This is a genomic window from Pseudomonas sp. AC193, assembly GCF_979258075.1.
In genome coordinates, this window is sequence record NZ_OZ409832.1 from 6,098,652 (window position 1) to 6,121,236 (window position 22,585).

Genomic DNA, 22,585 nt, shown 5'->3' on the forward strand with positions numbered 1-22,585 from the left:
TTGTGAGTTCTCTTAGTTGAGAAATTCGAATTTTCGGCTAATGTCGTCTTCACAGTATAACCAGATTGCTTGGGGTTATATGGTCAAGTGAAGAAGCGCATACGGTGGATGCCTTGGCAGTCAGAGGCGATGAAAGACGTGGTAGCCTGCGAAAAGCTTCGGGGAGTCGGCAAACAGACTTTGATCCGGAGATGTCTGAATGGGGGAACCCAGCCATCATAAGATGGTTATCTTGTACTGAATACATAGGTGCAAGAGGCGAACCAGGGGAACTGAAACATCTAAGTACCCTGAGGAAAAGAAATCAACCGAGATTCCCTTAGTAGTGGCGAGCGAACGGGGACTAGCCCTTAAGTGGCTTTGAGATTAGCGGAACGCTCTGGAAAGTGCGGCCATAGTGGGTGATAGCCCTGTACGCGAAAATCTCTTGGTCATGAAATCGAGTAGGACGGAGCACGAGAAACTTTGTCTGAATATGGGGGGACCATCCTCCAAGGCTAAATACTACTGACTGACCGATAGTGAACTAGTACCGTGAGGGAAAGGCGAAAAGAACCCCGGAGAGGGGAGTGAAATAGATCCTGAAACCGTATGCGTACAAGCAGTGGGAGCAGACTTTGTTCTGTGACTGCGTACCTTTTGTATAATGGGTCAGCGACTTATTTTCAGTGGCGAGCTTAACCGAATAGGGGAGGCGTAGCGAAAGCGAGTCTTAATAGGGCGTCTAGTCGCTGGGAATAGACCCGAAACCGGGCGATCTATCCATGGGCAGGTTGAAGGTTGGGTAACACTAACTGGATGAACTGAACCGACTACCGTTGAAAAGTTAGCGGATGACCTGTGGATCGGAGTGAAAGGCTAATCAAGCTCGGAGATAGCTGGTTCTCCTCGAAAGCTATTTAGGTAGCGCCTCATGTATCACTGTAGGGGGTAGAGCACTGTTTCGGCTAGGGGGTCATCCCGACTTACCAAACCGATGCAAACTCCGAATACCTACAAGTGCCGAGCATGGGAGACACACGGCGGGTGCTAACGTCCGTCGTGAAAAGGGAAACAACCCAGACCGTCAGCTAAGGTCCCAAAGTTATGGTTAAGTGGGAAACGATGTGGGAAGGCTTAGACAGCTAGGAGGTTGGCTTAGAAGCAGCCACCCTTTAAAGAAAGCGTAATAGCTCACTAGTCGAGTCGGCCTGCGCGGAAGATGTAACGGGGCTCAAACCATACACCGAAGCTACGGGTATCATCTTCGGATGATGCGGTAGAGGAGCGTTCTGTAAGCCTGTGAAGGTGAGTTGAGAAGCTTGCTGGAGGTATCAGAAGTGCGAATGCTGACATGAGTAACGACAATGGGTGTGAAAAACACCCACGCCGAAAGACCAAGGTTTCCTGCGCAACGTTAATCGACGCAGGGTTAGTCGGTCCCTAAGGCGAGGCTGAAAAGCGTAGTCGATGGAAAACAGGTTAATATTCCTGTACTTCTGGTTATTGCGATGGAGGGACGGAGAAGGCTAGGCCAGCTTGGCGTTGGTTGTCCAAGTTTAAGGTGGTAGGCTGAGATCTTAGGTAAATCCGGGATCTTAAGGCCGAGAGCTGATGACGAGTGTTCTTTTAGAACACGAAGTGGTTGATGCCATGCTTCCAAGAAAAGCTTCTAAGCTTCAGGTAACCAGGAACCGTACCCCAAACCGACACAGGTGGTTGGGTAGAGAATACCAAGGCGCTTGAGAGAACTCGGGTGAAGGAACTAGGCAAAATGGCACCGTAACTTCGGGAGAAGGTGCGCCGGTGAGGGTGAAGGACTTGCTCCGTAAGCTCATGCCGGTCGAAGATACCAGGCCGCTGCGACTGTTTATTAAAAACACAGCACTCTGCAAACACGAAAGTGGACGTATAGGGTGTGACGCCTGCCCGGTGCCGGAAGGTTAATTGATGGGGTTAGCTAACGCGAAGCTCTTGATCGAAGCCCCGGTAAACGGCGGCCGTAACTATAACGGTCCTAAGGTAGCGAAATTCCTTGTCGGGTAAGTTCCGACCTGCACGAATGGCGTAACGATGGCGGCGCTGTCTCCACCCGAGACTCAGTGAAATTGAAATCGCTGTGAAGATGCAGTGTATCCGCGGCTAGACGGAAAGACCCCGTGAACCTTTACTATAGCTTTGCACTGGACTTTGAATTTGCTTGTGTAGGATAGGTGGGAGGCTTTGAAGCGTGGACGCCAGTTCGCGTGGAGCCAACCTTGAAATACCACCCTGGCAACTTTGAGGTTCTAACTCAGGTTCCGTTATCCGGATCGAGGACAGTGTATGGTGGGTAGTTTGACTGGGGCGGTCTCCTCCTAAAGAGTAACGGAGGAGTACGAAGGTGCGCTCAGACCGGTCGGAAATCGGTCGTAGAGTATAAAGGCAAAAGCGCGCTTGACTGCGAGACAGACACGTCGAGCAGGTACGAAAGTAGGTCTTAGTGATCCGGTGGTTCTGTATGGAAGGGCCATCGCTCAACGGATAAAAGGTACTCCGGGGATAACAGGCTGATACCGCCCAAGAGTTCATATCGACGGCGGTGTTTGGCACCTCGATGTCGGCTCATCACATCCTGGGGCTGAAGCCGGTCCCAAGGGTATGGCTGTTCGCCATTTAAAGTGGTACGCGAGCTGGGTTTAGAACGTCGTGAGACAGTTCAGTCCCTATCTGCCGTGGACGTTTGAGATTTGAGAGGGGCTGCTCCTAGTACAGAGAGGACCGGAGTGGACGAACCTCTGGTGTTCCGGTTGTCACGCCAGTGGCATTGCCGGGTAGCTATGTTCGGAATAGATAACCGCTGAAAGCATCTAAGCGGGAAACTAGCCTCAAGATGAGATCTCACTGGAACCTTGAGTTCCCTGAAGGGCCGTCGAAGACTACGACGTTGATAGGTTGGGTGTGTAAGCGCTGTGAGGCGTTGAGCTAACCAATACTAATTGCCCGTGAGGCTTGACCATATAACACCCAAGCAATTTGCTTGCTTCGAAGCTGAAAAGCGAAAGAGCACCAGATTGCGGTGTGTGAAGACGAAACGAACCGAAAGTTCGATGTTCACAAAACACCGAAAGCTATCACATACCCAATTTGCTGAAGCGAGGCCATCTGGTCACGATTCAGTACCCGAATTTCTTGACGACCATAGAGCGTTGGAACCACCTGATCCCATCCCGAACTCAGCAGTGAAACGATGCATCGCCGATGGTAGTGTGGGGTTTCCCCATGTGAGAGTAGGTCATCGTCAAGATTAAATTCCGAAACCCCAATTGCGAAAGCAGTTGGGGTTTTGTTTTGCCCGCAGGAAATGCATGTGCTTGATTTCTATGCAACGGCCCGGGGCATAGCTATTATTCGGGCCTCATTGTGAGGCGAGACCTGCATGTTGACGTTGTTGAACCTTCTGAAGGATGGGCGATTCCATTCTGGTCAGGATCTGGGGGCGGCCCTGGGGATTAGTCGAAGTGCAGTATGGAAACAGCTTCAGCATCTTGAGGCTGAACTCGGGCTGTCCATCCATAAAGTTCGCGGGCGCGGGTATCAATTGGCGACGCCTCTGATGTTGCTTGATCCTCTCAAAATAGCGGAAATGGCGCCAGGCTGGCCGGTTGCAGTATTCGACTCCATTGACTCGACAAATGCCGAGGGATTGCGCGCGATCGGTCAGGGCCGATCGGCGCCTTTTCTCGTGCTTGCTGAACGGCAGGTGTCTGGGCGCGGACGGAGAGGGCGCGAATGGGTGAGTCCATTTGCTGACAACCTTTATTACAGTCTCGTGCTGCGCATCGATGGCGGAATGCGGCAATTGGAAGGTTTGAGCCTTGTCGTGGGTCTAGCTGTCATGCACACCTTGCGAAAAGTCGGTGTCGCCGGGGCGGGATTGAAGTGGCCGAACGATGTTCTGGTCGGTAATAAGAAAATCGCCGGTATCTTGCTTGAGCTCGTCGGCGATCCCGCGGACGTTTGTCACGTGGTCTTGGGCATAGGCATCAACGTTAATATGCAGGCCGCTGAGGAAGTCGATCAGCAATGGACATCCGTGCGACTCGAGTCTGGTCAGGTCTGCGATCGCAACGCGTTAGCTGTTCAGTTGAGCGAGCAGTTGCAGGCATATATCCAGCGTCACCAGGATAGAGGCTTCTCGGCTCTACAAGCCGAGTGGCAGGACGGCCATCTGTGGCAGGGGCGGTCTGTTTCATTGATCGCCGGCACTAACCAGATCGATGGTGTTGTGCTTGGAATTAATAATCAAGGTGCGCTGCGATTGCAGGTGGATGGTGTGGAAAAACTTTTTAGTGGTGGTGAGCTCAGCTTGAGGTTGCGTGATGATTCTTGAGCTCGATTGCGGCAATAGCTTCATAAAGTGGCGTGTATTGGACGCCGCGGCTGCGTCTCTGTTTTCTGAGGGGGTGGTCGATTCCGACTCGGCGTTGATCGAAAGTCTGCGCTCACTTGGCAAAATATCTTTGCGTAAATGCCGTTTGGTCAGTGTCAGGACTGCTGAAGAAACCGAAGCGCTCATTAAGCTGCTTGAGCAAGCGTTCGGTGTTTCTGCGGTGTGCGCTCAGCCCGCTCGGGAAATGTCCGGAGTCAAAAACGGCTACGAAGACTATGAGCGGTTGGGGCTTGATCGGTGGCTTGCCATGCTTGGTGGGTATCACCTGGCGTCGGGTGCCTGCCTGGTGCTGGATTTTGGTACGGCAGTTACCGCCGATTTCATCTCGGCAGATGGAGAGCACTTGGGTGGCTTTATCTGTCCGGGCATGCCGTTGATGCGTAATCAATTGCGAACCCATACACGGAAGATTCGTTATGGAGATGTTGCGGCGGAGCGTGCCTTGACGAGCCTGGCTCCTGGGCGAACCACGGTTGAGGCTGTAGAGCGGGGCTGTTCTTTGATGCTTAAAGGATTTGTACTCACTCAGTTAGATATCGCGCGTGATTATTGGGGGAGAGTTTTACAGTGTTTGTCACTGGCGGTGATGCTGACTTGGTTGCCAGTGTTGCTCCTGGTGCTCGTCTCGTCCCGGATTTGGTTTTCGTAGGGTTGGCGATGGCCTGTCCTTTGTCCTGAGGTTCGTATGCGTTGGTTGTTCCTGCTGCTCCTTGTTCTCAATGTGTTCTATTACGTCTGGCACCAGCAGGAAGCTCCTTTGCGTGCCAAGGATGTCACGCCTCTCAGTTTATATAAGGGGTCGCAGCAGGATATTCGGTTGCTAAGTGAGAGCGGCGGCGCCTCCCGCGAGAAATCCGAAGCTGCCCAGGGCGAAGAAAAATGCCTTTATGTGGGTGGTTTTGCAGTTCAGGATCCGGCCTTGGCCCTTGAACGGCGTCTTGAGGAAATGAAGGTTCGCTCGCAACCCTTGCAGAAAAACGTCCCGGAGGGTGGTTATTGGCTCCGGATCGCGCCTGAGGGCGAGCGTTTGCTGGGTGATTTGCAGCTGCAGAACCTTTCCAAGGAATTCAATGAGTTAAAACATAAAATAATGCTGTGCGAGGGGGTTGCACCTACTGAATAGTTTGCATAGAATGGCGCCCGCTCCACAGCGAAGACCTGAAAAGGTCGCAGCAGTAGAGTGATGTCAATGCAGCTAACCTCAGGTTTTTAAATGAGAAAATGCTTGACAGGGGCTTGGCATGGTATAGAATGCCGGCCTGATTAGGAGGGGTTCCCGAGCGGCCAAAGGGATCAGACTGTAAATCTGACGTCTACGACTTCGAAGGTTCGAATCCTTCTCCCTCCACCAGATTTAAGCGTGAGCTGCAAGCTCCGCGGGTATAGTTTAGTGGTAGAACCTCAGCCTTCCAAGCTGATGATGCGGGTTCGATTCCCGCTACCCGCTCCAAGTTTGCAGGTTGTGCAAAGTGTTTTGCTCTTGTAGCTCAGTTGGTAGAGCACACCCTTGGTAAGGGTGAGGTCAGCGGTTCAAATCCGCTCAAGAGCTCCATATAACAAGGCAGATATGAAAATATCTGCCTTTGTTTTAATGGCTGATGTAGTTTGCTCAATTCTTCTGTTAAGGGTGATATCGATGGCTAAGGAAAAATTTGATCGTTCCCTGCCGCACGTCAACGTTGGAACCATTGGTCACGTTGACCACGGTAAAACCACGCTGACTGCTGCTCTGACTCGCGTTTGCTCCGAAGTTTTCGGTTCCGCAATCGTTGATTTCGACAAGATCGACAGCGCCCCAGAAGAAAAAGCGCGCGGTATCACCATCAACACTGCGCACGTTGAGTACAACTCGAAGATCCGTCACTACGCTCACGTTGACTGCCCAGGTCACGCTGACTATGTGAAGAACATGATCACCGGTGCTGCTCAAATGGACGGCGCTATTCTGGTTTGCTCGGCCGCTGATGGTCCGATGCCACAAACCCGTGAGCACATCCTGCTGTCCCGTCAGGTAGGCGTTCCGTACATCGTGGTTTTCCTGAACAAGGCTGACCTGGTAGACGACGCTGAGCTGCTGGAACTGGTTGAGATGGAAGTTCGCGACCTGCTGTCCACTTACGACTTCCCGGGCGATGACACTCCAATCATCATCGGTTCGGCTCGTATGGCTCTGGAAGGCAAAGACGACAACGAGATGGGCACCACTGCCGTCAAGAAACTGGTTGAGACTCTGGACAGCTACATCCCAGAACCAGTTCGTGTGACTGACAAGCCGTTCCTGATGCCAATCGAAGACGTATTCTCGATCTCCGGTCGCGGTACTGTTGTAACTGGTCGTATCGAGCGCGGTATCGTTCGCGTTCAGGATCCGCTGGAAATCGTTGGTCTGCGTGACACCACCGTGACTACTTGCACCGGTGTTGAAATGTTCCGCAAGCTGCTCGACGAAGGTCGTGCTGGCGAGAACTGCGGCGTTCTGCTGCGTGGCACCAAGCGTGACGACGTTGAACGTGGTCAGGTTCTGGTTAAGCCGGGTTCGGTTAAGCCGCACACCAAGTTCACTGCAGAAGTATACGTTCTGAGCAAGGAAGAAGGCGGCCGTCATACTCCGTTCTTCAAAGGCTACCGTCCACAGTTCTACTTCCGTACGACTGACGTGACTGGTAACTGCGAGCTGCCAGAAGGCGTTGAAATGGTAATGCCAGGTGACAACATTCAGATGACTGTTACCCTGATCAAAACCATCGCGATGGAAGACGGTCTGCGTTTCGCTATCCGTGAAGGCGGTCGTACCGTCGGCGCTGGTGTCGTAGCCAAAATCATCGAGTAAACAGTTGTAATGTCTTTTTCGGGCCGGCATAATGGTCGGCCTGATTTTGTTTTAGGTCAGTAGCTCAATTGGCAGAGCGACGGTCTCCAAAACCGTAGGTTGGGGGTTCGATTCCCTCCTGACCTGCCAGATTCACTCAGTGTGTCTGGCTTTCTTTTCACAGGATCTTCATAGATGACTCCTAAGGCTGAAGCTCAAGGCTCTCGCTTCGATCTGCTCAAGTGGCTTGTAGTAGTTGCTTTGGTGGTTGTTGGCGTTGTTGGCAATCAGTATTACTCTGCTTCGCCGATCCTGTACCGCGTGCTGGCATTGCTTGCTCTCGCTGCTGTAGCTGCCTTTGTAGGCTTGCAGACAGCCAAGGGCAAGTCTTTCTTTGTACTGGTTAAGGAAGCTCGCACCGAGATTCGTAAAGTCGTATGGCCAACTCGCCAAGAAACCACGCAGACCACGTTGATCGTAGTGGCTGTTGTTCTGGTTATGGCGTTGCTGTTGTGGGGGCTTGATTCCCTGCTCGGCTGGCTTGTTTCCTTGATTGTCGGCTAAGGGTGTCCCGTGGCTAAGCGTTGGTACGTTGTGCATGCTTACTCGGGTTACGAGAAGCATGTCATGCGCTCTTTGGTAGAGCGTGTAAAGCTGGCTGGCATGGAAGATGGCTTCGGCGAAATTCTGGTTCCCACTGAAGAAGTGGTTGAAATGCGTAATGGCCAGAAACGCAAAAGCGAGCGCAAGTTCTTCCCAGGTTATGTGCTGGTTCAGATGGACATGAATGAGGGTACTTGGCACTTGGTCAAGGATACTCCTCGGGTGATGGGTTTCATCGGCGGTACCGCTGACAAGCCTGCACCAATCACCGATAAAGAGGCAGAAGCAATTCTGCGTCGTGTTGCTGATGGTAGCGACAAGCCTAAGCCGAAGACTCTCTTCGAGCCGGGCGAAACGGTGCGAGTCAACGACGGTCCATTCGCTGATTTCAATGGCGTTGTTGAAGAAGTTAACTACGAAAAGAGCCGGATCCAAGTGGCAGTGCTCATTTTCGGTCGCTCTACTCCGGTAGAGTTGGAGTTCAGTCAGGTCGAAAAGGTCTAACTGAAAAAGCATCCCAACCCCGCAGCCTTAGGCTGTGGGGTTTTGTCGTCACTGGGATAAACGCGCAAGTAACCGGGGAGCCTTTCGAGGCGTTCGAACCCGTAATTGGAGTGCCTCATGGCCAAGAAGATTACCGCTTACATCAAGCTGCAAGTGAAGGCCGCTCAGGCTAACCCAAGCCCACCTGTTGGTCCCAGCTCTGGGTCAGCACGGCGTGAACATCATGGAATTCTGCAAGGCTTTCAACGCCCGTACTCAGGGTCTTGAAGCTGGTCTGCCGACTCCAGTGATCATCACTGTCTACAGCGACCGTAGCTTCACTTTCGAAACCAAGTCCACCCCTGCTTCGGTTCTGCTGAAGAAAGCGGCTGGTCTGACTAGCGGTTCCGCTCGTCCGAACACCGTTAAGGTTGGCACCGTTACCCGTGCTCAGCTGGAAGAAATCGCGAAAACCAAAAACGCGGATCTGACTGCAGCTGATATGGATGCGGCCGTGCGTACCATCGCCGGTTCCGCTCGTAGCATGGGCCTTAACGTGGAGGGTGTGTAATGGCTAAGCTGACCAAGCGCCAAAAGGCTATCGCCGGCAAAATCGAAGCAGGCAAAAGCTACAGCTTTGTAGACGCTGCTGCCCTGCTGGCTGAGCTGTCGACTGTCAAGTTCAGCGAGTCGTTCGACATTGCTGTGAACCTGGGTGTAGACCCGCGTAAATCCGACCAGGTTGTTCGTAGCGCTACTGTGCTGCCACACGGCACTGGCAAGACCGTTCGCGTTGCTGTGTTCACCCAAGGCCCGGCTGCTGAAGCCGCTCTGGCTGCCGGCGCTGATCGCGTAGGTATGGACGACCTGGCTGCCGAAATGAAAGGCGGCGACCTGAACTATGACGTAGTGATCGCATCCCCGGATGCAATGCGCGTTGTAGGTCAACTGGGTCAGATCCTCGGCCCACGTGGTCTGATGCCTAACCCTAAGGTTGGTACCGTAACTCCAGACGTAGCGACTGCTGTTAAAAACGCTAAAGCTGGTCAGGTTCGTTATCGCACCGACAAAAACGGCATTATCCACACCTCCGTTGGCAAGATGGGCTTCGACGCCGTCAAGCTGAAGGAAAACGTTGAAGCCCTGATCGCTGATCTGAAGCGTATCAAGCCAGCTTCCTCGAAAGGTATTTACGTTAAGCGCGTTACCCTGAGCACCACTATGGGCCCAGGTCTGGTTATCGACCAGAGCTCGCTGGACGCTTAAGACAAAAGTTGGCGTGCTTTGCACGTCAATTGAAAGATTGGGGTCCCTGCCTGGCGGGGGCTATCCAAGACCGTAGGCGACGCAAGTCTTAATACACAAGCCTACGCAGATGGTGCTCCCGGTTCCTTACCGAATCAGACACCAAAACGACATTCGGTTTCGATCGAATGAAACGGTAACAAGCAGGAGTTAACCCGTGGCAATTTATCTCGAAGACAAGAAGGCCATCGTCGCTGAAGTCAACGAGGCTGCCAAAGTCGCTCTGTCCGCTGTCGTGGTTGATGCACGTGGCGTAACAGTAGGCGCAATGACCGGACTCCGTAAAGAGGCTCGTGAAGCTGGCGTTTACGTACGTGTTGTACGTAACACCCTGCTCAAGCGCGCTGTTGCTGACACTGAATACAGTGTTCTCAACGACGTGTTCACCGGCCCGACCTTGATCGCATTCTCCAACGAACACCCGGGCGCTGCTGCTCGTCTGTTCAAAGAGTTCGCTAAAGGTCAGGACAAGTTCGAGATCAAGGCAGCTGCGTTCGAGGGCAAGTTCCTCGCAGCTAATCAGATCGACGTACTGGCAAGCCTGCCGACCCGTGACGAAGCAATTTCCCAGCTGATGAGCGTGATTCAAGGCGCTACCAGCAAATTGGCTCGTACTCTGGCGGCACTTCGCGACCAGAAAGAAGCTGCTGCAGCCTAAGGCTGAGCGTTTCCTTTTATCGCGTATTTTTGTTTATTTCGATGGCCTCCAGGCTATCCCCCAATTCAGGAAATAAGTCATGTCTCTGACTAACGAACAAATCATCGACGCAATCGGCGAAAAATCGGTTCTGGAAATCGTTGAGCTGATCAAAGCAATGGAAGAGAAGTTCGGCGTATCCGCTGCCGCTGCTTCTGCTGGTCCAGCTGCTGCTGCCGCTGTTGTTGAAGAGCAAACCGAGTTCAACGTAATCCTGAAAGGCGCTGGCGAGAAGAAAGTCAACGTGATCAAGGCTGTACGTGAACTGACCGGTCTGGGTCTGAAAGAAGCCAAGGAGAAGGTTGACACCGCTCCTCAGGTTATCGCTGAAGGCGTTTCGAAAGAAGCTGCTGAAGACGCGAAGAAGAAGCTGGAAGAAGCAGGCGCTGAAGTCGAAGTTAAGTAACTTTCGACTTTGCACCTCCAGCCCGAGCGTCAAGCGACAGGCTGATGGCTGGTGGCTCTTGCCACCGGCCTTTTTCCGTTATTGGCAGCCGACTGGGTCGGTGCTGATAAAGGCGCTGTAACCACCCGATGCGGTGGCGCAAACCATGGGGTTTGCACGATTTTCTGGCTGCTCCCGTCGGGAGGGGCCAAACAAGCAGGTGACCAAGCTGGGGAACGCTGATGGCTTACTCATATACTGAGAAAAAACGTATCCGCAAGGACTTTAGCAAGTTGCCGGACGTCATGGATGTGCCTTACCTCCTGGCCATCCAGCTGGATTCGTATCGTGAATTCTTGCAAGCGGGAGCGACTAAAGATCAGTTCCGCGACGTGGGCCTGCATGCGGCCTTCAAATCCGTTTTCCCGATCATCAGCTACTCCGGCAATGCTGCGCTGGAGTACGTCGGTTATCGCCTGGGCGAACCGGCATTTGATGTCAAAGAATGCGTATTGCGCGGTGTAACTTTCGCCGTACCTTTGCGGGTAAAAGTGCGCCTGATCATTTTCGACAAAGAATCGTCGAACAAAGCGATCAAGGACATCAAAGAGCAAGAAGTCTACATGGGTGAAATCCCCCTGATGACTGAGAACGGTACCTTCGTAATCAACGGTACCGAGCGTGTAATCGTTTCCCAGCTGCACCGTTCCCCGGGCGTGTTCTTCGACCACGACCGCGGCAAGACGCATAGCTCCGGCAAACTGCTGTACTCCGCGCGCATCATTCCTTACCGCGGTTCGTGGCTGGACTTCGAGTTCGACCCGAAAGACTGCGTGTTCGTGCGTATCGACCGACGTCGCAAGCTGCCGGCATCGGTGCTGCTGCGCGCGCTCGGCTATACCACTGAAGAAGTGCTGGACGCTTTCTACACCACCAACGTTTTCCACCTGAGCGGCGAAACCCTCAGCCTGGAACTGATTGCTTCGCGTCTGCGTGGTGAAATTGCGGTTCTGGACATTCAGGACGAGAAGGGCAAGGTCATTGTTGAAGCGGGCCGCCGTATTACCGCGCGCCACATCAACCAGATCGAAAAAGCCGGCATCAAGACCCTGGAAGTACCTCTGGACTACGTCCTGGGCCGTACGACCGCCAAGGTCATCGTGCACCCGGCTACCGGCGAAATCCTGGCAGAGTGCAATACCGAGCTGAACACCGAAGTCCTGGCAAAAATTGCCAAGTCCGGCGTTGTTCGCATCGAAACTCTTTACACCAACGACATCGACTGCGGTCCGTTCGTTTCTGACACGCTGAAGATCGACTCCACCAGCAACCAATTGGAAGCGCTGGTCGAGATCTATCGCATGATGCGTCCAGGCGAGCCGCCAACCAAAGACGCTGCCGAAACCCTGTTCAACAACCTGTTCTTCAGCCCTGAGCGCTATGACCTGTCTGCGGTCGGCCGGATGAAGTTCAACCGTCGTATCGGTCGTACCGAGATCGAAGGTTCGGGCGTGCTGTGCAAGGAAGACATCGTCGCGGTACTGAAGACTCTGGTCGACATCCGTAACGGTAAAGGCATCGTCGATGACATCGACCACTTGGGTAACCGTCGTGTTCGCTGCGTAGGCGAAATGGCCGAGAACCAGTTCCGCGTTGGCCTGGTACGTGTTGAGCGTGCGGTCAAAGAGCGTCTGTCGATGGCTGAAAGCGAAGGCCTGATGCCGCAAGACCTGATCAACGCCAAGCCAGTGGCTGCGGCGGTGAAAGAGTTCTTCGGTTCCAGCCAGCTCTCGCAGTTCATGAACCAGAACAACCCGCTGTCCGAGATCACCCACAAGCGTCGTGTCTCTGCACTCGGCCCTGGCGGTCTGACTCGTGAGCGCGCAGGCTTTGAAGTCCGTGACGTACACCCGACTCACTACGGTCGTGTATGCCCGATTGAAACGCCGGAAGGTGCCGAACATCGGTCTGATCAACTCCCTGGCTGCGTACGCTCGCACCAACCAGTATGGTTTCCTGGAAAGCCCGTACCGTGTGGTGAAAGAGGGTGTTGTCACCGACGAGATCGTGTTCCTGTCCGCTATTGAAGAAGCCGATCACGTGATCGCGCAGGCTTCGGCGACCATGAACGACCAGAAAGTCCTGATCGACGAACTGGTAGCCGTACGTCACCTGAACGAATTCACCGTTAAGGCGCCTGAAGAAGTCACCTTGATGGACGTTTCGCCGAAGCAGGTAGTTTCGGTTGCAGCGTCGCTGATTCCGTTCCTCGAGCACGACGACGCCAACCGTGCGTTGATGGGTTCGAACATGCAGCGTCAAGCTGTACCAACCCTGCGCGCTGACAAGCCGCTGGTAGGTACTGGCATGGAGCGTAACGTAGCCCGTGACTCCGGCGTTTGCGTCGTGGCTCGTCGTGGCGGCGTGATCGATTCCGTCGACGCCAGCCGTATCGTGGTTCGTGTTGCTGATGACGAAGTTGAAACCGGCGAAGCTGGTGTCGACATCTACAACCTGACCAAATACACCCGCTCGAACCAGAACACCTGCATCAACCAGCGTCCGCTGGTGCGTAAGGGTGATCGCGTTCAGCGTAGCGACATCATGGCCGACGGCCCGTCCACCGACATGGGTGAACTGGCACTGGGTCAGAACATGCGCATCGCGTTCATGGCATGGAACGGCTTCAACTTCGAAGACTCCATCTGCCTGTCCGAGCGTGTGGTTCAAGAAGACCGTTTCACCACGATCCACATTCAGGAACTGACCTGTGTGGCCCGTGACACCAAGCTTGGGCCTGAAGAGATCACTGCGGACATCCCTAACGTGGGTGAAGCTGCACTGAACAAACTGGACGAAGCCGGTATCGTTTATGTTGGTGCTGAAGTTGGCGCAGGCGACATCCTGGTCGGTAAGGTCACTCCGAAAGGCGAGACCCAACTGACTCCGGAAGAAAAACTGCTGCGTGCAATCTTCGGTGAAAAAGCCAGCGACGTTAAAGACACTTCCCTGCGTGTACCTACCGGTACCAAAGGTACTGTCATCGACGTACAGGTCTTCACCCGCGACGGCGTTGAGCGTGATGCTCGTGCACTGTCGATCGAGAAGACTCAGCTCGACGAGATCCGCAAGGATCTGAACGAAGAGTTCCGTATCGTTGAAGGCGCGACCTTCGAACGTCTGCGTTCCGCTCTGGTAGGCCACAAGGCTGAAGGCGGCGCAGGTCTGAAGAAAGGTCAGGACATCACCGACGAAGTACTCGACGGTCTTGAGCATGGTCAGTGGTTCAAACTGCGCATGGCTGAAGATGCTCTGAACGAGCAGCTCGAGAAGGCTCAGGCCTATATCGTTGATCGCCGCCGTCTGCTGGACGACAAGTTCGAAGACAAGAAGCGCAAACTGCAGCAGGGCGATGACCTGGCTCCAGGCGTGCTGAAAATCGTCAAGGTTTATCTGGCAATCCGTCGTCGCATCCAGCCGGGCGACAAGATGGCCGGTCGTCACGGTAACAAAGGTGTGGTCTCCGTGATCATGCCGGTTGAAGACATGCCGCACGATGCCAATGGCACCCCGGTCGACGTCGTCCTCAACCCGCTGGGCGTACCTTCGCGTATGAACGTTGGTCAGATCCTTGAAACCCACCTGGGCCTCGCGGCCAAAGGTCTGGGCGAGAAGATCAACCGGATGATCGAAGAGCAGCGTAAAGTCGCTGAACTGCGTACCTTCCTCGACGAGATCTATAACCAGATCGGCGGTCGTAACGAAGATCTGGACAGCTTCTCCGATCAGGAAATCCTGGATCTGGCGAAGAACCTGCGTGGCGGCGTTCCAATGGCCACTCCAGTGTTCGACGGCGCCAAGGAAAGCGAAATCAAGGCCATGCTGAAACTGGCAGACCTGCCGGAAAGCGGCCAGATGCAGCTGACTGACGGCCGTACCGGCAACAAGTTCGAGCGTCCAGTTACCGTTGGCTACATGTACATGCTGAAGCTGAACCACTTGGTAGACGACAAGATGCACGCTCGTTCTACCGGTTCGTACAGCCTGGTTACCCAGCAGCCGCTGGGTGGTAAGGCGCAGTTCGGTGGTCAGCGTTTCGGGGAGATGGAGGTCTGGGCACTGGAAGCATACGGTGCTGCTTACACTCTGCAAGAAATGCTCACAGTGAAGTCGGACGATGTGAACGGCCGTACCAAGATGTACAAAAACATCGTGGATGGCGATCACCGTATGGAGCCGGGCATGCCCGAGTCCTTCAACGTGTTGATCAAGGAAATTCGTTCCCTCGGCATCGATATCGATCTGGAAACCGAATAACACGTGACGCGAATCGAGAGCGGGGCAGGATTGCCCGCTCTCTGCTCCGCCAGGAGGAAAGGCCTTGAAAGACCTACTGAATTTGCTGAAAAACCAGGGTCAAGTCGAAGAGTTCGACGCCATCCGTATCGGATTGGCCTCGCCTGAGATGATCCGCTCATGGTCGTTCGGTGAAGTTAAAAAGCCGGAAACCATCAACTACCGTACGTTCAAACCTGAGCGTGACGGCCTGTTCTGCGCCAAGATCTTTGGCCCGGTAAAGGATTACGAGTGCCTGTGCGGTAAGTACAAGCGCTTGAAGCACCGTGGTGTGATCTGCGAGAAGTGCGGCGTTGAAGTTGCACTGGCCAAGGTTCGTCGTGAGCGCATGGCGCACATCGAACTGGCTTCGCCGGTTGCCCACATCTGGTTCCTGAAATCGCTGCCGTCCCGTATCGGCTTGCTGATGGACATGACCCTGCGTGATATCGAACGCGTTCTCTACTTCGAGAGCTATGTCGTTATCGATCCAGGCATGACCACCCTTGAAAAAGGTCAGCTGCTGAACGACGAACAGTATTTCGAAGCGCTGGAAGAGTTCGGTGACGACTTCGACGCCCGCATGGGTGCTGAAGCTGTCCGTGAACTGCTGCACGCTATCGACCTGGAGCACGAGATTGGCCGTCTGCGTGAAGAAATTCCGCAAACCAACTCCGAAACCAAGATCAAGAAGCTGTCCAAGCGTCTGAAGTTGATGGAAGCCTTCCAGGGTTCCGGCAACCTGCCAGAGTGGATGGTGCTGACCGTTCTGCCGGTTCTGCCGCCAGATCTGCGTCCACTGGTTCCACTGGATGGCGGTCGTTTCGCGACTTCCGACCTCAACGATCTGTATCGTCGAGTGATCAACCGTAACAACCGTTTGAAGCGCCTGCTGGATCTGTCCGCTCCGGACATCATCGTGCGCAACGAAAAGCGTATGTTGCAGGAAGCTGTCGATGCTCTGCTCGACAACGGTCGTCGTGGCCGCGCTATCACCGGTTCGAACAAGCGTCCTCTGAAATCCCTGGCTGACATGATCAAGGGTAAGCAAGGTCGTTTCCGTCAGAACTTGCTCGGTAAGCGTGTTGACTACTCCGGTCGTTCGGTAATTACCGTAGGCCCGACCCTGCGTCTGCACCAGTGCGGTCTGCCGAAGAAGATGGCTCTCGAGCTGTTCAAACCGTTCATCTTCGGCAAGCTCGAAATGCGTGGTCTCGCGACCACCATCAAAGCGGCCAAGAAAATGGTCGAGCGCGAACTGCCAGAGGTTTGGGACGTTCTCGCTGAAGTGATTCGCGAACACCCGGTTCTTCTCAACCGTGCACCGACCCTTCACCGTCTGGGTATCCAGGCGTTTGAACCGGTACTGATCGAAGGTAAGGCTATCCAGCTGCACCCTCTGGTCTGCGCCGCGTACAACGCCGACTTCGACGGCGACCAAATGGCCGTGCACGTACCGCTGACACTGGAAGCCCAGTTGGAAGCGCGTGCGTTGATGATGTCGACCAACAACATTCTGTCGCCAGCCAACGGTGAGCCAATCATCGTTCCGTCGCAGGACGTTGTATTGGGTCTGTACTACATGACTCGTGAAGCGATCAACGCCAAGGGCGAAGGTCGTGTATTCGCGGATCTGCAGGAAGTTGACCGTGTGTTCCGTGCCGGCGAAGCCGCACTGCACGCCAAAGTTAAAGTACGTATTAACGAAACCGTTAATGATCGTGACGGTGGCAGCGTCAAGAACACCCGTATCGTCGACACTACCGTTGGCCGTGCGCTGTTGTTCCAGGTTGTTCCGCCAGGTCTGTCGTACGACGTCGTCAACCTGCCAATGAAGAAAAAGGCGATCTCCAAGCTGATCAACCAGTGCTACCGCGTGGTTGGTTTGAAAGAGACCGTGATCTTCGCTGACCAGTTGATGTACACCGGTTTCGCTTACTCGACCATCTCCGGCGTTTCCATCGGTGTTAACGACTTCGTTATCCCGGACGAGAAAGCCCGCATCATCGGTGCCGCTACCGACGAAGTGAAAGAGATCGAGAGCCAGTACGCCTCCGGCCTGGTAACCCAGGGCGAGAAGTACAACAAAGTGATCGACCTTTGGTCGAAAGCGAACGACGAAGTTTCCAAGGCAATGATGGCCAACCTCTCGAAAGAGAAGGTTATCGACCGTCACGGCGTTGAAGTCGATCAAGAGTCTTTCAACTCGATGTACATGATGGCTGACTCGGGTGCACGGGGTTCCGCAGCACAGATTCGTCAGCTGGCCGGTATGCGTGGTCTGATGGCCAAGCCGGACGGTTCCATCATTGAGACGCCGATTACTGCGAACTTCCGTGAAGGTTTGAGCGTACTTCAGTACTTCATCTCCACTCACGGTGCTCGTAAAGGTCTGGCGGATACCGCGTTGAAAACTGCGAACTCCGGTTACCTGACTCGTCGTCTGGTAGACGTAGCGCAGGATCTGGTTGTAACCGAGATCGATTGCGGCACCGAACACGGTCTGCTGATGACTCCGCACATTGAAGGCGGTGACGTTGTAGAGCCGTTGGGTGAGCGCGTATTGGGTCGTGTTATTGCCCGTGACGTATTCAAGCCTGGCACCGAAGAAGTCATCGTTCCTGCCGGCACGCTGGTAGACGAGAAGTGGGTCGAGTTCATCGAACTCAACAGCATCGACGAAGTGATCGTTCGCTCGCCGATCAGCTGCGAAACCCGCTACGGCATCTGCGCCAAGTGCTACGGCCGCGATCTGGCTCGTGGTCACCAGGTGAACATCGGTGAAGCGGTCGGCGTTATCGCTGCCCAGTCCATCGGTGAGCCGGGTACCCAGCTGACCATGCGTACGTTCCACATCGGTGGTGCGGCAAGCCGGACCTCTGCAGCTGACAGCGTTCAGGTGAAGAATGGCGGTACCGTCCGTCTGCACAACCTGAAACACGTTGAGCGAGTAGATGGTTGCCTGGTAGCTGTGTCCCGTTCCGGTGAGTTGGCAATCGCTGACGAATTCGGTCGTGAACGCGAGCGTTACAAGCTGCCGTACGGTGCTGTGATTTCGGTTAAAGAAGGTGACAAGGTCGACGCTGGCGCAATCGTGGCCAAGTGGGATCCGCACACTCACCCGATCGTTACCGAAATGAAAGGTACCGTGACCTACGTGGGCATGGAAGAAGGCATCACGATCAAGCGTCAGACTGACGAATTGACCGGTATGACCAACATTGAAGTACTCGACGCGAAAGATCGTCCAGCTGCCGGGAAAGATATCCGTCCTGCCGTTAAGATGGTCGATGACAACGGCAAGGATCTGTTGCTGCCAGGCACTGACGTTATCGCTCAGTACTTCCTGCCAGCCAACGCCCTGGTCGGTGTGGCGGATGGTGCGAAGATCGCGATCGGTGATGTTATCGCGCGTATCCCGCAAGAAACTTCGAAGACCCGTGACATCACCGGTGGTCTGCCGCGTGTTGCCGACTTGTTCGAAGCTCGTCGTCCGAAAGAAGCGTCGATTCTGGCTGAAGTCAGCGGCACCATCGCGTTCGGTAAAGAGACCAAAGGCAAGCGCCGTCTGGTCATTACCCCGAACGACGGTAGTGATCCGTATGAAGAGCTGATTCCGAAGTGGCGTCACCTGAACGTCTTCGAAGGCGAACAGGTAAACCGCGGCGAAGTTATCTCCGACGGCCCAAGCGATCCGCACGACATCCTGCGTCTGCTGGGTGTGAGCGCGCTGGCCAAGTACATCGTTAACGAGATCCAGGACGTTTACCGTCTGCAAGGCGTGAAGATCAACGATAAGCACATCGAGACCATCTTGCGTCAGATGCTGCGTAAAGTTGAGATCGCTGAATCCGGCGATTCGAGTTTCATCAAGGGCGACCAGATGGAACTGACTCACGTACTGGTAGAGAACGAGCGTCTGGGCGCGGAAGACAAGTTTGTCTCCAAGTTCACTCGCGTTCTGCTGGGTATCACCAAGGCGTCGTTGTCCACCGAATCGTTCATCTCGGCGGCTTCCTTCCAGGAAACCACCCGCGTACTGACCGAAGCGGCAGTCACCGGCAAGCGCGATTACCTGCGCGGCCTGAAAGAAAACGTAGTCGTGGGTCGTCTGATCCCGGCCGGTACTGGCCTGGCATATCACAGCGAGCGCAAGCGTCGTCGTGAAGCAGACAAGCCGTTGCGCGTAAGCGCCAGTGAAGTGGAAGCTGCACTGACCGAAGCGTTGAACTCGAGCGGTAACTGAGTTCTGCGATAAATGAGAGTAGGGCCCTGATCGCCCCGTTCGTCGAATCGAGACATTTTGTCGAGGTTCGAGGGGCGGGGAGGTCGGGGCCTTGCCTTGACTGGGGACAAGATCCTCTTTAGACTCTTGATCCCCTAAATTTGGCGGGAATTCGTTCCTGCCATTTTGCTTTTCTTGCAAGACAATAGCGTCGCAAGACAACAGTGGAGCTAGTAGATGGCAACTATCAACCAGCTGGTACGTCAGCCGCGTAAGCGTATCGTCGAGAAATCCGACGTACCTGCGCTGCAGAACTGCCCGCAACGTCGTGGCGTGTGCACCCGTGTGTACACCACCACGCCGAAAAAACCTAACTCGGCACTGCGTAAAGTATGCCGTGTGCGCCTGACCAACGGTTTCGAAGTTTCTTCGTACATCGGTGGTGAAGGTCACAACCTGCAAGAGCACAGCGTGGTACTGATCCGCGGCGGTCGTGTAAAAGACTTGCCAGGTGTTCGTTACCACACCGTTCGCGGTTCTTTGGATACTTCCGGCGTTAAAGGTCGTAACCAGGGTCGTTCGAAGTACGGTACCAAGCGTCCGAAGTAATCGGTCGTTTTGCAGATTTTCATTTTATTGAGTCGATAAGAGTAAGGTCGGGCACGCATCCATTGGATCTGTCCCGAGCTAACCTGAAGACCGCTTGAGGGCTTATCATGCCAAGACGTCGCGTAGCAGCAAAGCGTGAGATTCTGGACGATCCGAAATACGGAAGCCAGATCCTCGCCAAATTCATGAACCACGTTATGGAAAGCGGCAAGAAAGCCGTTGCCGAGCGTATCGTTTATGGTGCCCTGGAAACCGTTGCGACCCGTAAGGCTGGCACCGATCCCCTGGAACTCTTCGAAAAAGCACTCGACGCCATCGCTCCGCTGGTCGAAGTGAAGTCGCGCCGCGTTGGTGGTGCTACTTACCAGGTTCCGGTCGAGGTTCGTCCTTCCCGTCGTAACGCTCTGGCAATGCGCTGGTTGGTAGACTTCGCCCGTAAGCGTGGCGAGAAGTCTATGGCTCTGCGTTTGGCTGGCGAACTGCTGGATGCTGCTGAAGGTAAAGGTGCTGCTGTTAAGAAGCGTGAAGACGTGCACCGTATGGCTGAAGCCAACAAAGCTTTCTCGCACTACCGCTTCTAATTTTAGCTTCACTAATTTTGCGAGGGCTTTATGGCTCGTACTACTCCGATTAGTCGCTACCGTAACATCGGTATCGTCGCTCACGTGGATGCTGGTAAAACCACCACCACCGAGCGCGTCCTTTTTTACACCGGCAAAAGTCACAAAATGGGCGAGGTGCATGATGGCGCCGCGACCACAGACTGGATGGTGCAGGAGCAGGAGCGTGGTATTACCATTACTTCTGCTGCCATCACCGCCTTCTGGAAAGGTTCCGAGAAGCAGTACAAAGACGAGCACCGCTTCAACGTAATCGATACCCCGGGCCACGTAGACTTCACCATTGAAGTTGAACGTTCCCTGCGCGTACTCGACGGCGCTGTCGTAGTGTTCTGCGGTACTTCGGGTGTTGAGCCTCAGTCGGAAACCGTATGGCGTCAAGCCAACAAATACGGCGTTCCACGTCTTGTTTACGTAAACAAGATGGATCGTGCTGGTGCCAACTTCCTGCGCGTGATCGGTCAGATCAAGCAGCGTCTGGGTCACACTCCGGTGCCGATCCAGTTGGCTATCGGTTCCGAAGACAACTTCCAGGGTCAGATCGATCTGTTGACCATGGAAGCTGTTTACTGGAACGACGCTGACAAGGGCATGGTTCCTGTTCGCAAGCCTATTCCTGCAGAGCTGCAAGAATTGGCTGACGAGTGGCGCAACAACATGGTTGAGGCTGCTGCCGAAGCCAGCGAAGAGCTGATGAACAAGTACCTCGAAGGTGAAGAACTCACCAACGTGGAAATCAAGGCCGCTCTGCGTCAGCGTACTATCGCTGGTGAGATCGTCTTGGCTGTTTGCGGTTCCTCGTTCAAGAACAAGGGCGTTCCCCTGGTTCTCGATGCTGTGATCGACTACCTGCCGGCACCAGTGGATATTCCTGCCATCAAGGGTACTGACCCTGATGACGAGACTATCGAGCTGGAGCGTCATGCAGACGACGCAGAACCGTTCTCCGCTCTGGCATTTAAAATTGCCACTGACCCATTCGTGGGTACCTTGACCTTCGTCCGCGTTTACTCGGGCGTGTTGAACTCCGGCGACGGCGTGATCAACTCGGTTAAAGGCAAGAAAGAGCGCGTGGGTCGTATGGTGCAAATGCACGCAAACGCCCGTGAAGAGATCAAGGAAGTACGCGCTGGTGACATCGCGGCCCTGATCGGCATGAAGGACGTCACCACTGGTGAAACCCTCTGCAACGCTGACAAGCCAATCATCCTGGTTCGCATGGACTTCCCGGAGCCGGTTATTTCGGTTGCCGTAGAGCCTAAGACCAAGGATGACCAGGAAAAAATGGGTATCGCTCTGGGCAAACTTGCTCAGGAAGACCCGTCTTTCCGCGTTAAAACTGATGAAGAGACTGGTCAAACGATCATCTCCGGCATGGGCGAGCTGCACCTGGACATCCTGGTTGACCGGATGCGCCGTGAGTTCAACGTCGAAGCCAACATCGGCAAGCCTCAGGTTTCGTATCGTGAGCGCATCACGAAGAACTGTGAAATCGAAGGCAAGTTCGTTCGTCAATCCGGCGGTCGTGGTCAGTTCGGCCACTGCTGGATCCGTTTTGCTCCTGCTGACGAAGGTCAGGAAGGTCTGCAATTCGTGAACGAAGTTGTAGGTGGTGTGGTTCCTAAGGAATACATCCCGGCTATCCAGAAGGGTATCGAAGAGCAGATGAAGAACGGCGTTGTTGCCGGCTATCCGCTGATCGGCCTGAAGGCTACCGTGTTCGATGGTTCTTACCACGACGTCGACTCCAACGAGATGGCGTTTAAAGTGGCTGCCTCCATGGCGACCAAGCAACTGGCCCAGAAGGGCGGTGGTGAGTTGCTTGAGCCGATCATGGCTGTAGAGGTTGTTACGCCTGAAGACTATATGGGTGATGTGATGGGCGACCTTAACCGTCGTCGCGGCATGATCCAGGGTATGGAAGACACAGTGTCCGGCAAGGTTATCCGTGCCGAGGTTCCACTGGGTGAGATGTTCGGTTATGCGACCGACGTTCGTTCCATGTCCCAGGGTCGCGCAAGCTACTCTATGGAATTCAAAAAATACGATACGGCTCCGTCGCACATCGTCGAATCCGTAACCAAAAAACAAGGCTGATTCAGC

The 22,585-nt window shown here is 54.3% G+C and carries 12 protein-coding genes, 4 tRNA genes, 2 rRNA genes and 3 pseudogenes; all 21 read left to right on the forward strand.

Annotated features, from left to right (window positions below; genetic code table 11):
* Positions 1-81 precede the first annotated feature (81 nt).
* The 21 genes and pseudogenes from ACZZ0D_RS27380 to fusA all read left to right on the forward strand — a co-directional run bounded on the left by ACZZ0D_RS27380 (position 82) and on the right by fusA (position 22,579).
* Positions 82-2,978, forward strand: a 23S ribosomal RNA gene (locus ACZZ0D_RS27380).
* A 171-nt stretch (positions 2,979-3,149) separates the two neighbouring features.
* Positions 3,150-3,265: ribosomal RNA gene (gene rrf / locus ACZZ0D_RS27385) — 5S ribosomal RNA — on the forward strand.
* A 132-nt stretch (positions 3,266-3,397) separates the two neighbouring features.
* Entirely contained in the window at positions 3,398-4,351 is a 954-nt protein-coding gene (gene birA, locus ACZZ0D_RS27390; protein ID WP_463554727.1) for a bifunctional biotin--[acetyl-CoA-carboxylase] ligase/biotin operon repressor BirA, read from the forward strand.
* Positions 4,341-5,089 (forward strand): annotated as a pseudogene (locus ACZZ0D_RS27395) (pantothenate kinase). The gene birA and the pseudogene ACZZ0D_RS27395 overlap by 11 nt, the downstream one beginning before the upstream one ends.
* Before the next feature lie 7 nt (positions 5,090-5,096).
* Complete coding sequence (locus ACZZ0D_RS27400; RefSeq protein ID WP_463554728.1) at positions 5,097-5,534, forward strand: hypothetical protein; 438 nt, start codon at positions 5,097-5,099, stop codon at positions 5,532-5,534.
* A gap of 143 nt (positions 5,535-5,677) precedes the next feature.
* Positions 5,678-5,762 (forward strand) — tRNA-Tyr (locus tag ACZZ0D_RS27405).
* 25 nt (positions 5,763-5,787) lie between these two features.
* Positions 5,788-5,861 (forward strand) — tRNA-Gly (locus ACZZ0D_RS27410).
* Between the two features lie 26 nt (positions 5,862-5,887).
* Positions 5,888-5,963, forward strand: a tRNA-Thr gene (locus ACZZ0D_RS27415).
* A gap of 84 nt (positions 5,964-6,047) precedes the next feature.
* A complete protein-coding gene (gene tuf / locus ACZZ0D_RS27420; RefSeq protein WP_053124324.1) occupies positions 6,048-7,241 on the forward strand; it encodes an elongation factor Tu in 1,194 nt (397 codons plus the stop codon).
* Positions 7,242-7,294: 53 nt separating this feature from the next.
* Positions 7,295-7,370, forward strand: a tRNA-Trp gene (locus ACZZ0D_RS27425).
* Between the two features lie 45 nt (positions 7,371-7,415).
* Positions 7,416-7,784, forward strand: a complete 369-nt coding sequence (gene secE / locus ACZZ0D_RS27430; RefSeq protein WP_008081915.1) for a preprotein translocase subunit SecE — start codon at positions 7,416-7,418, stop codon at positions 7,782-7,784.
* A gap of 9 nt (positions 7,785-7,793) precedes the next feature.
* Positions 7,794-8,327 carry a transcription termination/antitermination protein NusG gene (gene nusG, locus ACZZ0D_RS27435; protein WP_007916492.1) on the forward strand — a complete coding sequence of 178 codons (534 nt, stop codon included), beginning with the start codon at positions 7,794-7,796 and terminating at the stop codon, positions 8,325-8,327.
* A gap of 117 nt (positions 8,328-8,444) precedes the next feature.
* A pseudogene (gene rplK, locus ACZZ0D_RS27440) lies at positions 8,445-8,877 on the forward strand (50S ribosomal protein L11).
* A complete protein-coding gene (gene rplA / locus ACZZ0D_RS27445; protein ID WP_053124322.1) occupies positions 8,877-9,572 on the forward strand; it encodes a 50S ribosomal protein L1 in 696 nt (231 codons plus the stop codon). The pseudogene rplK and the gene rplA overlap by 1 nt, the downstream one beginning before the upstream one ends.
* A gap of 196 nt (positions 9,573-9,768) precedes the next feature.
* The gene (gene rplJ, locus ACZZ0D_RS27450) at positions 9,769-10,269 is read left to right on the forward strand and encodes a 50S ribosomal protein L10 (RefSeq protein ID WP_053124320.1); all 501 of its coding nucleotides are present in this window, start codon (positions 9,769-9,771) and stop codon (positions 10,267-10,269) included.
* A 79-nt stretch (positions 10,270-10,348) separates the two neighbouring features.
* Complete coding sequence (gene rplL, locus ACZZ0D_RS27455; RefSeq protein WP_053124318.1) at positions 10,349-10,714, forward strand: 50S ribosomal protein L7/L12; 366 nt, start codon at positions 10,349-10,351, stop codon at positions 10,712-10,714.
* Between the two features lie 221 nt (positions 10,715-10,935).
* Positions 10,936-15,010, forward strand: a pseudogene (gene rpoB / locus ACZZ0D_RS27460) (DNA-directed RNA polymerase subunit beta).
* A 64-nt stretch (positions 15,011-15,074) separates the two neighbouring features.
* On the forward strand, positions 15,075-19,274 hold the full coding sequence (gene rpoC, locus ACZZ0D_RS27465) for a DNA-directed RNA polymerase subunit beta' (RefSeq protein ID WP_053124316.1): 4,200 nt from the start codon (positions 15,075-15,077) through the stop codon (positions 19,272-19,274).
* A gap of 216 nt (positions 19,275-19,490) precedes the next feature.
* Complete coding sequence (rpsL, locus tag ACZZ0D_RS27470) at positions 19,491-19,862, forward strand: 30S ribosomal protein S12 (RefSeq protein ID WP_003186084.1); 372 nt, start codon at positions 19,491-19,493, stop codon at positions 19,860-19,862.
* 107 nt (positions 19,863-19,969) lie between these two features.
* The gene (gene rpsG / locus ACZZ0D_RS27475; RefSeq protein ID WP_007916467.1) at positions 19,970-20,443 is read left to right on the forward strand and encodes a 30S ribosomal protein S7; all 474 of its coding nucleotides are present in this window, start codon (positions 19,970-19,972) and stop codon (positions 20,441-20,443) included.
* A 30-nt stretch (positions 20,444-20,473) separates the two neighbouring features.
* Positions 20,474-22,579 (forward strand): elongation factor G, encoded by a 2,106-nt coding sequence (gene fusA, locus ACZZ0D_RS27480; protein ID WP_053124314.1) that lies wholly within the window; start codon positions 20,474-20,476, stop codon positions 22,577-22,579.
* The last annotated feature ends 6 nt before the right edge of the window (positions 22,580-22,585 follow it).

Excerpts from the sequence above, each read along its gene's own strand:
- birA (WP_463554727.1), top strand. The coding sequence starts at position 3,398 with ATGTTGACGTTGTTGAACCTTCTGAAGGATGGGCGATTCCATTCTGGT.
- rpsG (WP_007916467.1), top strand. The coding sequence starts at position 19,970 with ATGCCAAGACGTCGCGTAGCAGCAAAGCGTGAGATTCTGGACGATCCG.
- tuf (WP_053124324.1), top strand. The coding sequence starts at position 6,048 with ATGGCTAAGGAAAAATTTGATCGTTCCCTGCCGCACGTCAACGTTGGA.
- fusA (WP_053124314.1), top strand. The coding sequence starts at position 20,474 with ATGGCTCGTACTACTCCGATTAGTCGCTACCGTAACATCGGTATCGTC.
- secE (WP_008081915.1), top strand. The coding sequence starts at position 7,416 with ATGACTCCTAAGGCTGAAGCTCAAGGCTCTCGCTTCGATCTGCTCAAG.
- rplA (WP_053124322.1), top strand. The coding sequence starts at position 8,877 with ATGGCTAAGCTGACCAAGCGCCAAAAGGCTATCGCCGGCAAAATCGAA.
- rpsL (WP_003186084.1), top strand. The coding sequence starts at position 19,491 with ATGGCAACTATCAACCAGCTGGTACGTCAGCCGCGTAAGCGTATCGTC.
- rplL (WP_053124318.1), top strand. The coding sequence starts at position 10,349 with ATGTCTCTGACTAACGAACAAATCATCGACGCAATCGGCGAAAAATCG.
- ACZZ0D_RS27400 (WP_463554728.1), top strand. The coding sequence starts at position 5,097 with ATGCGTTGGTTGTTCCTGCTGCTCCTTGTTCTCAATGTGTTCTATTAC.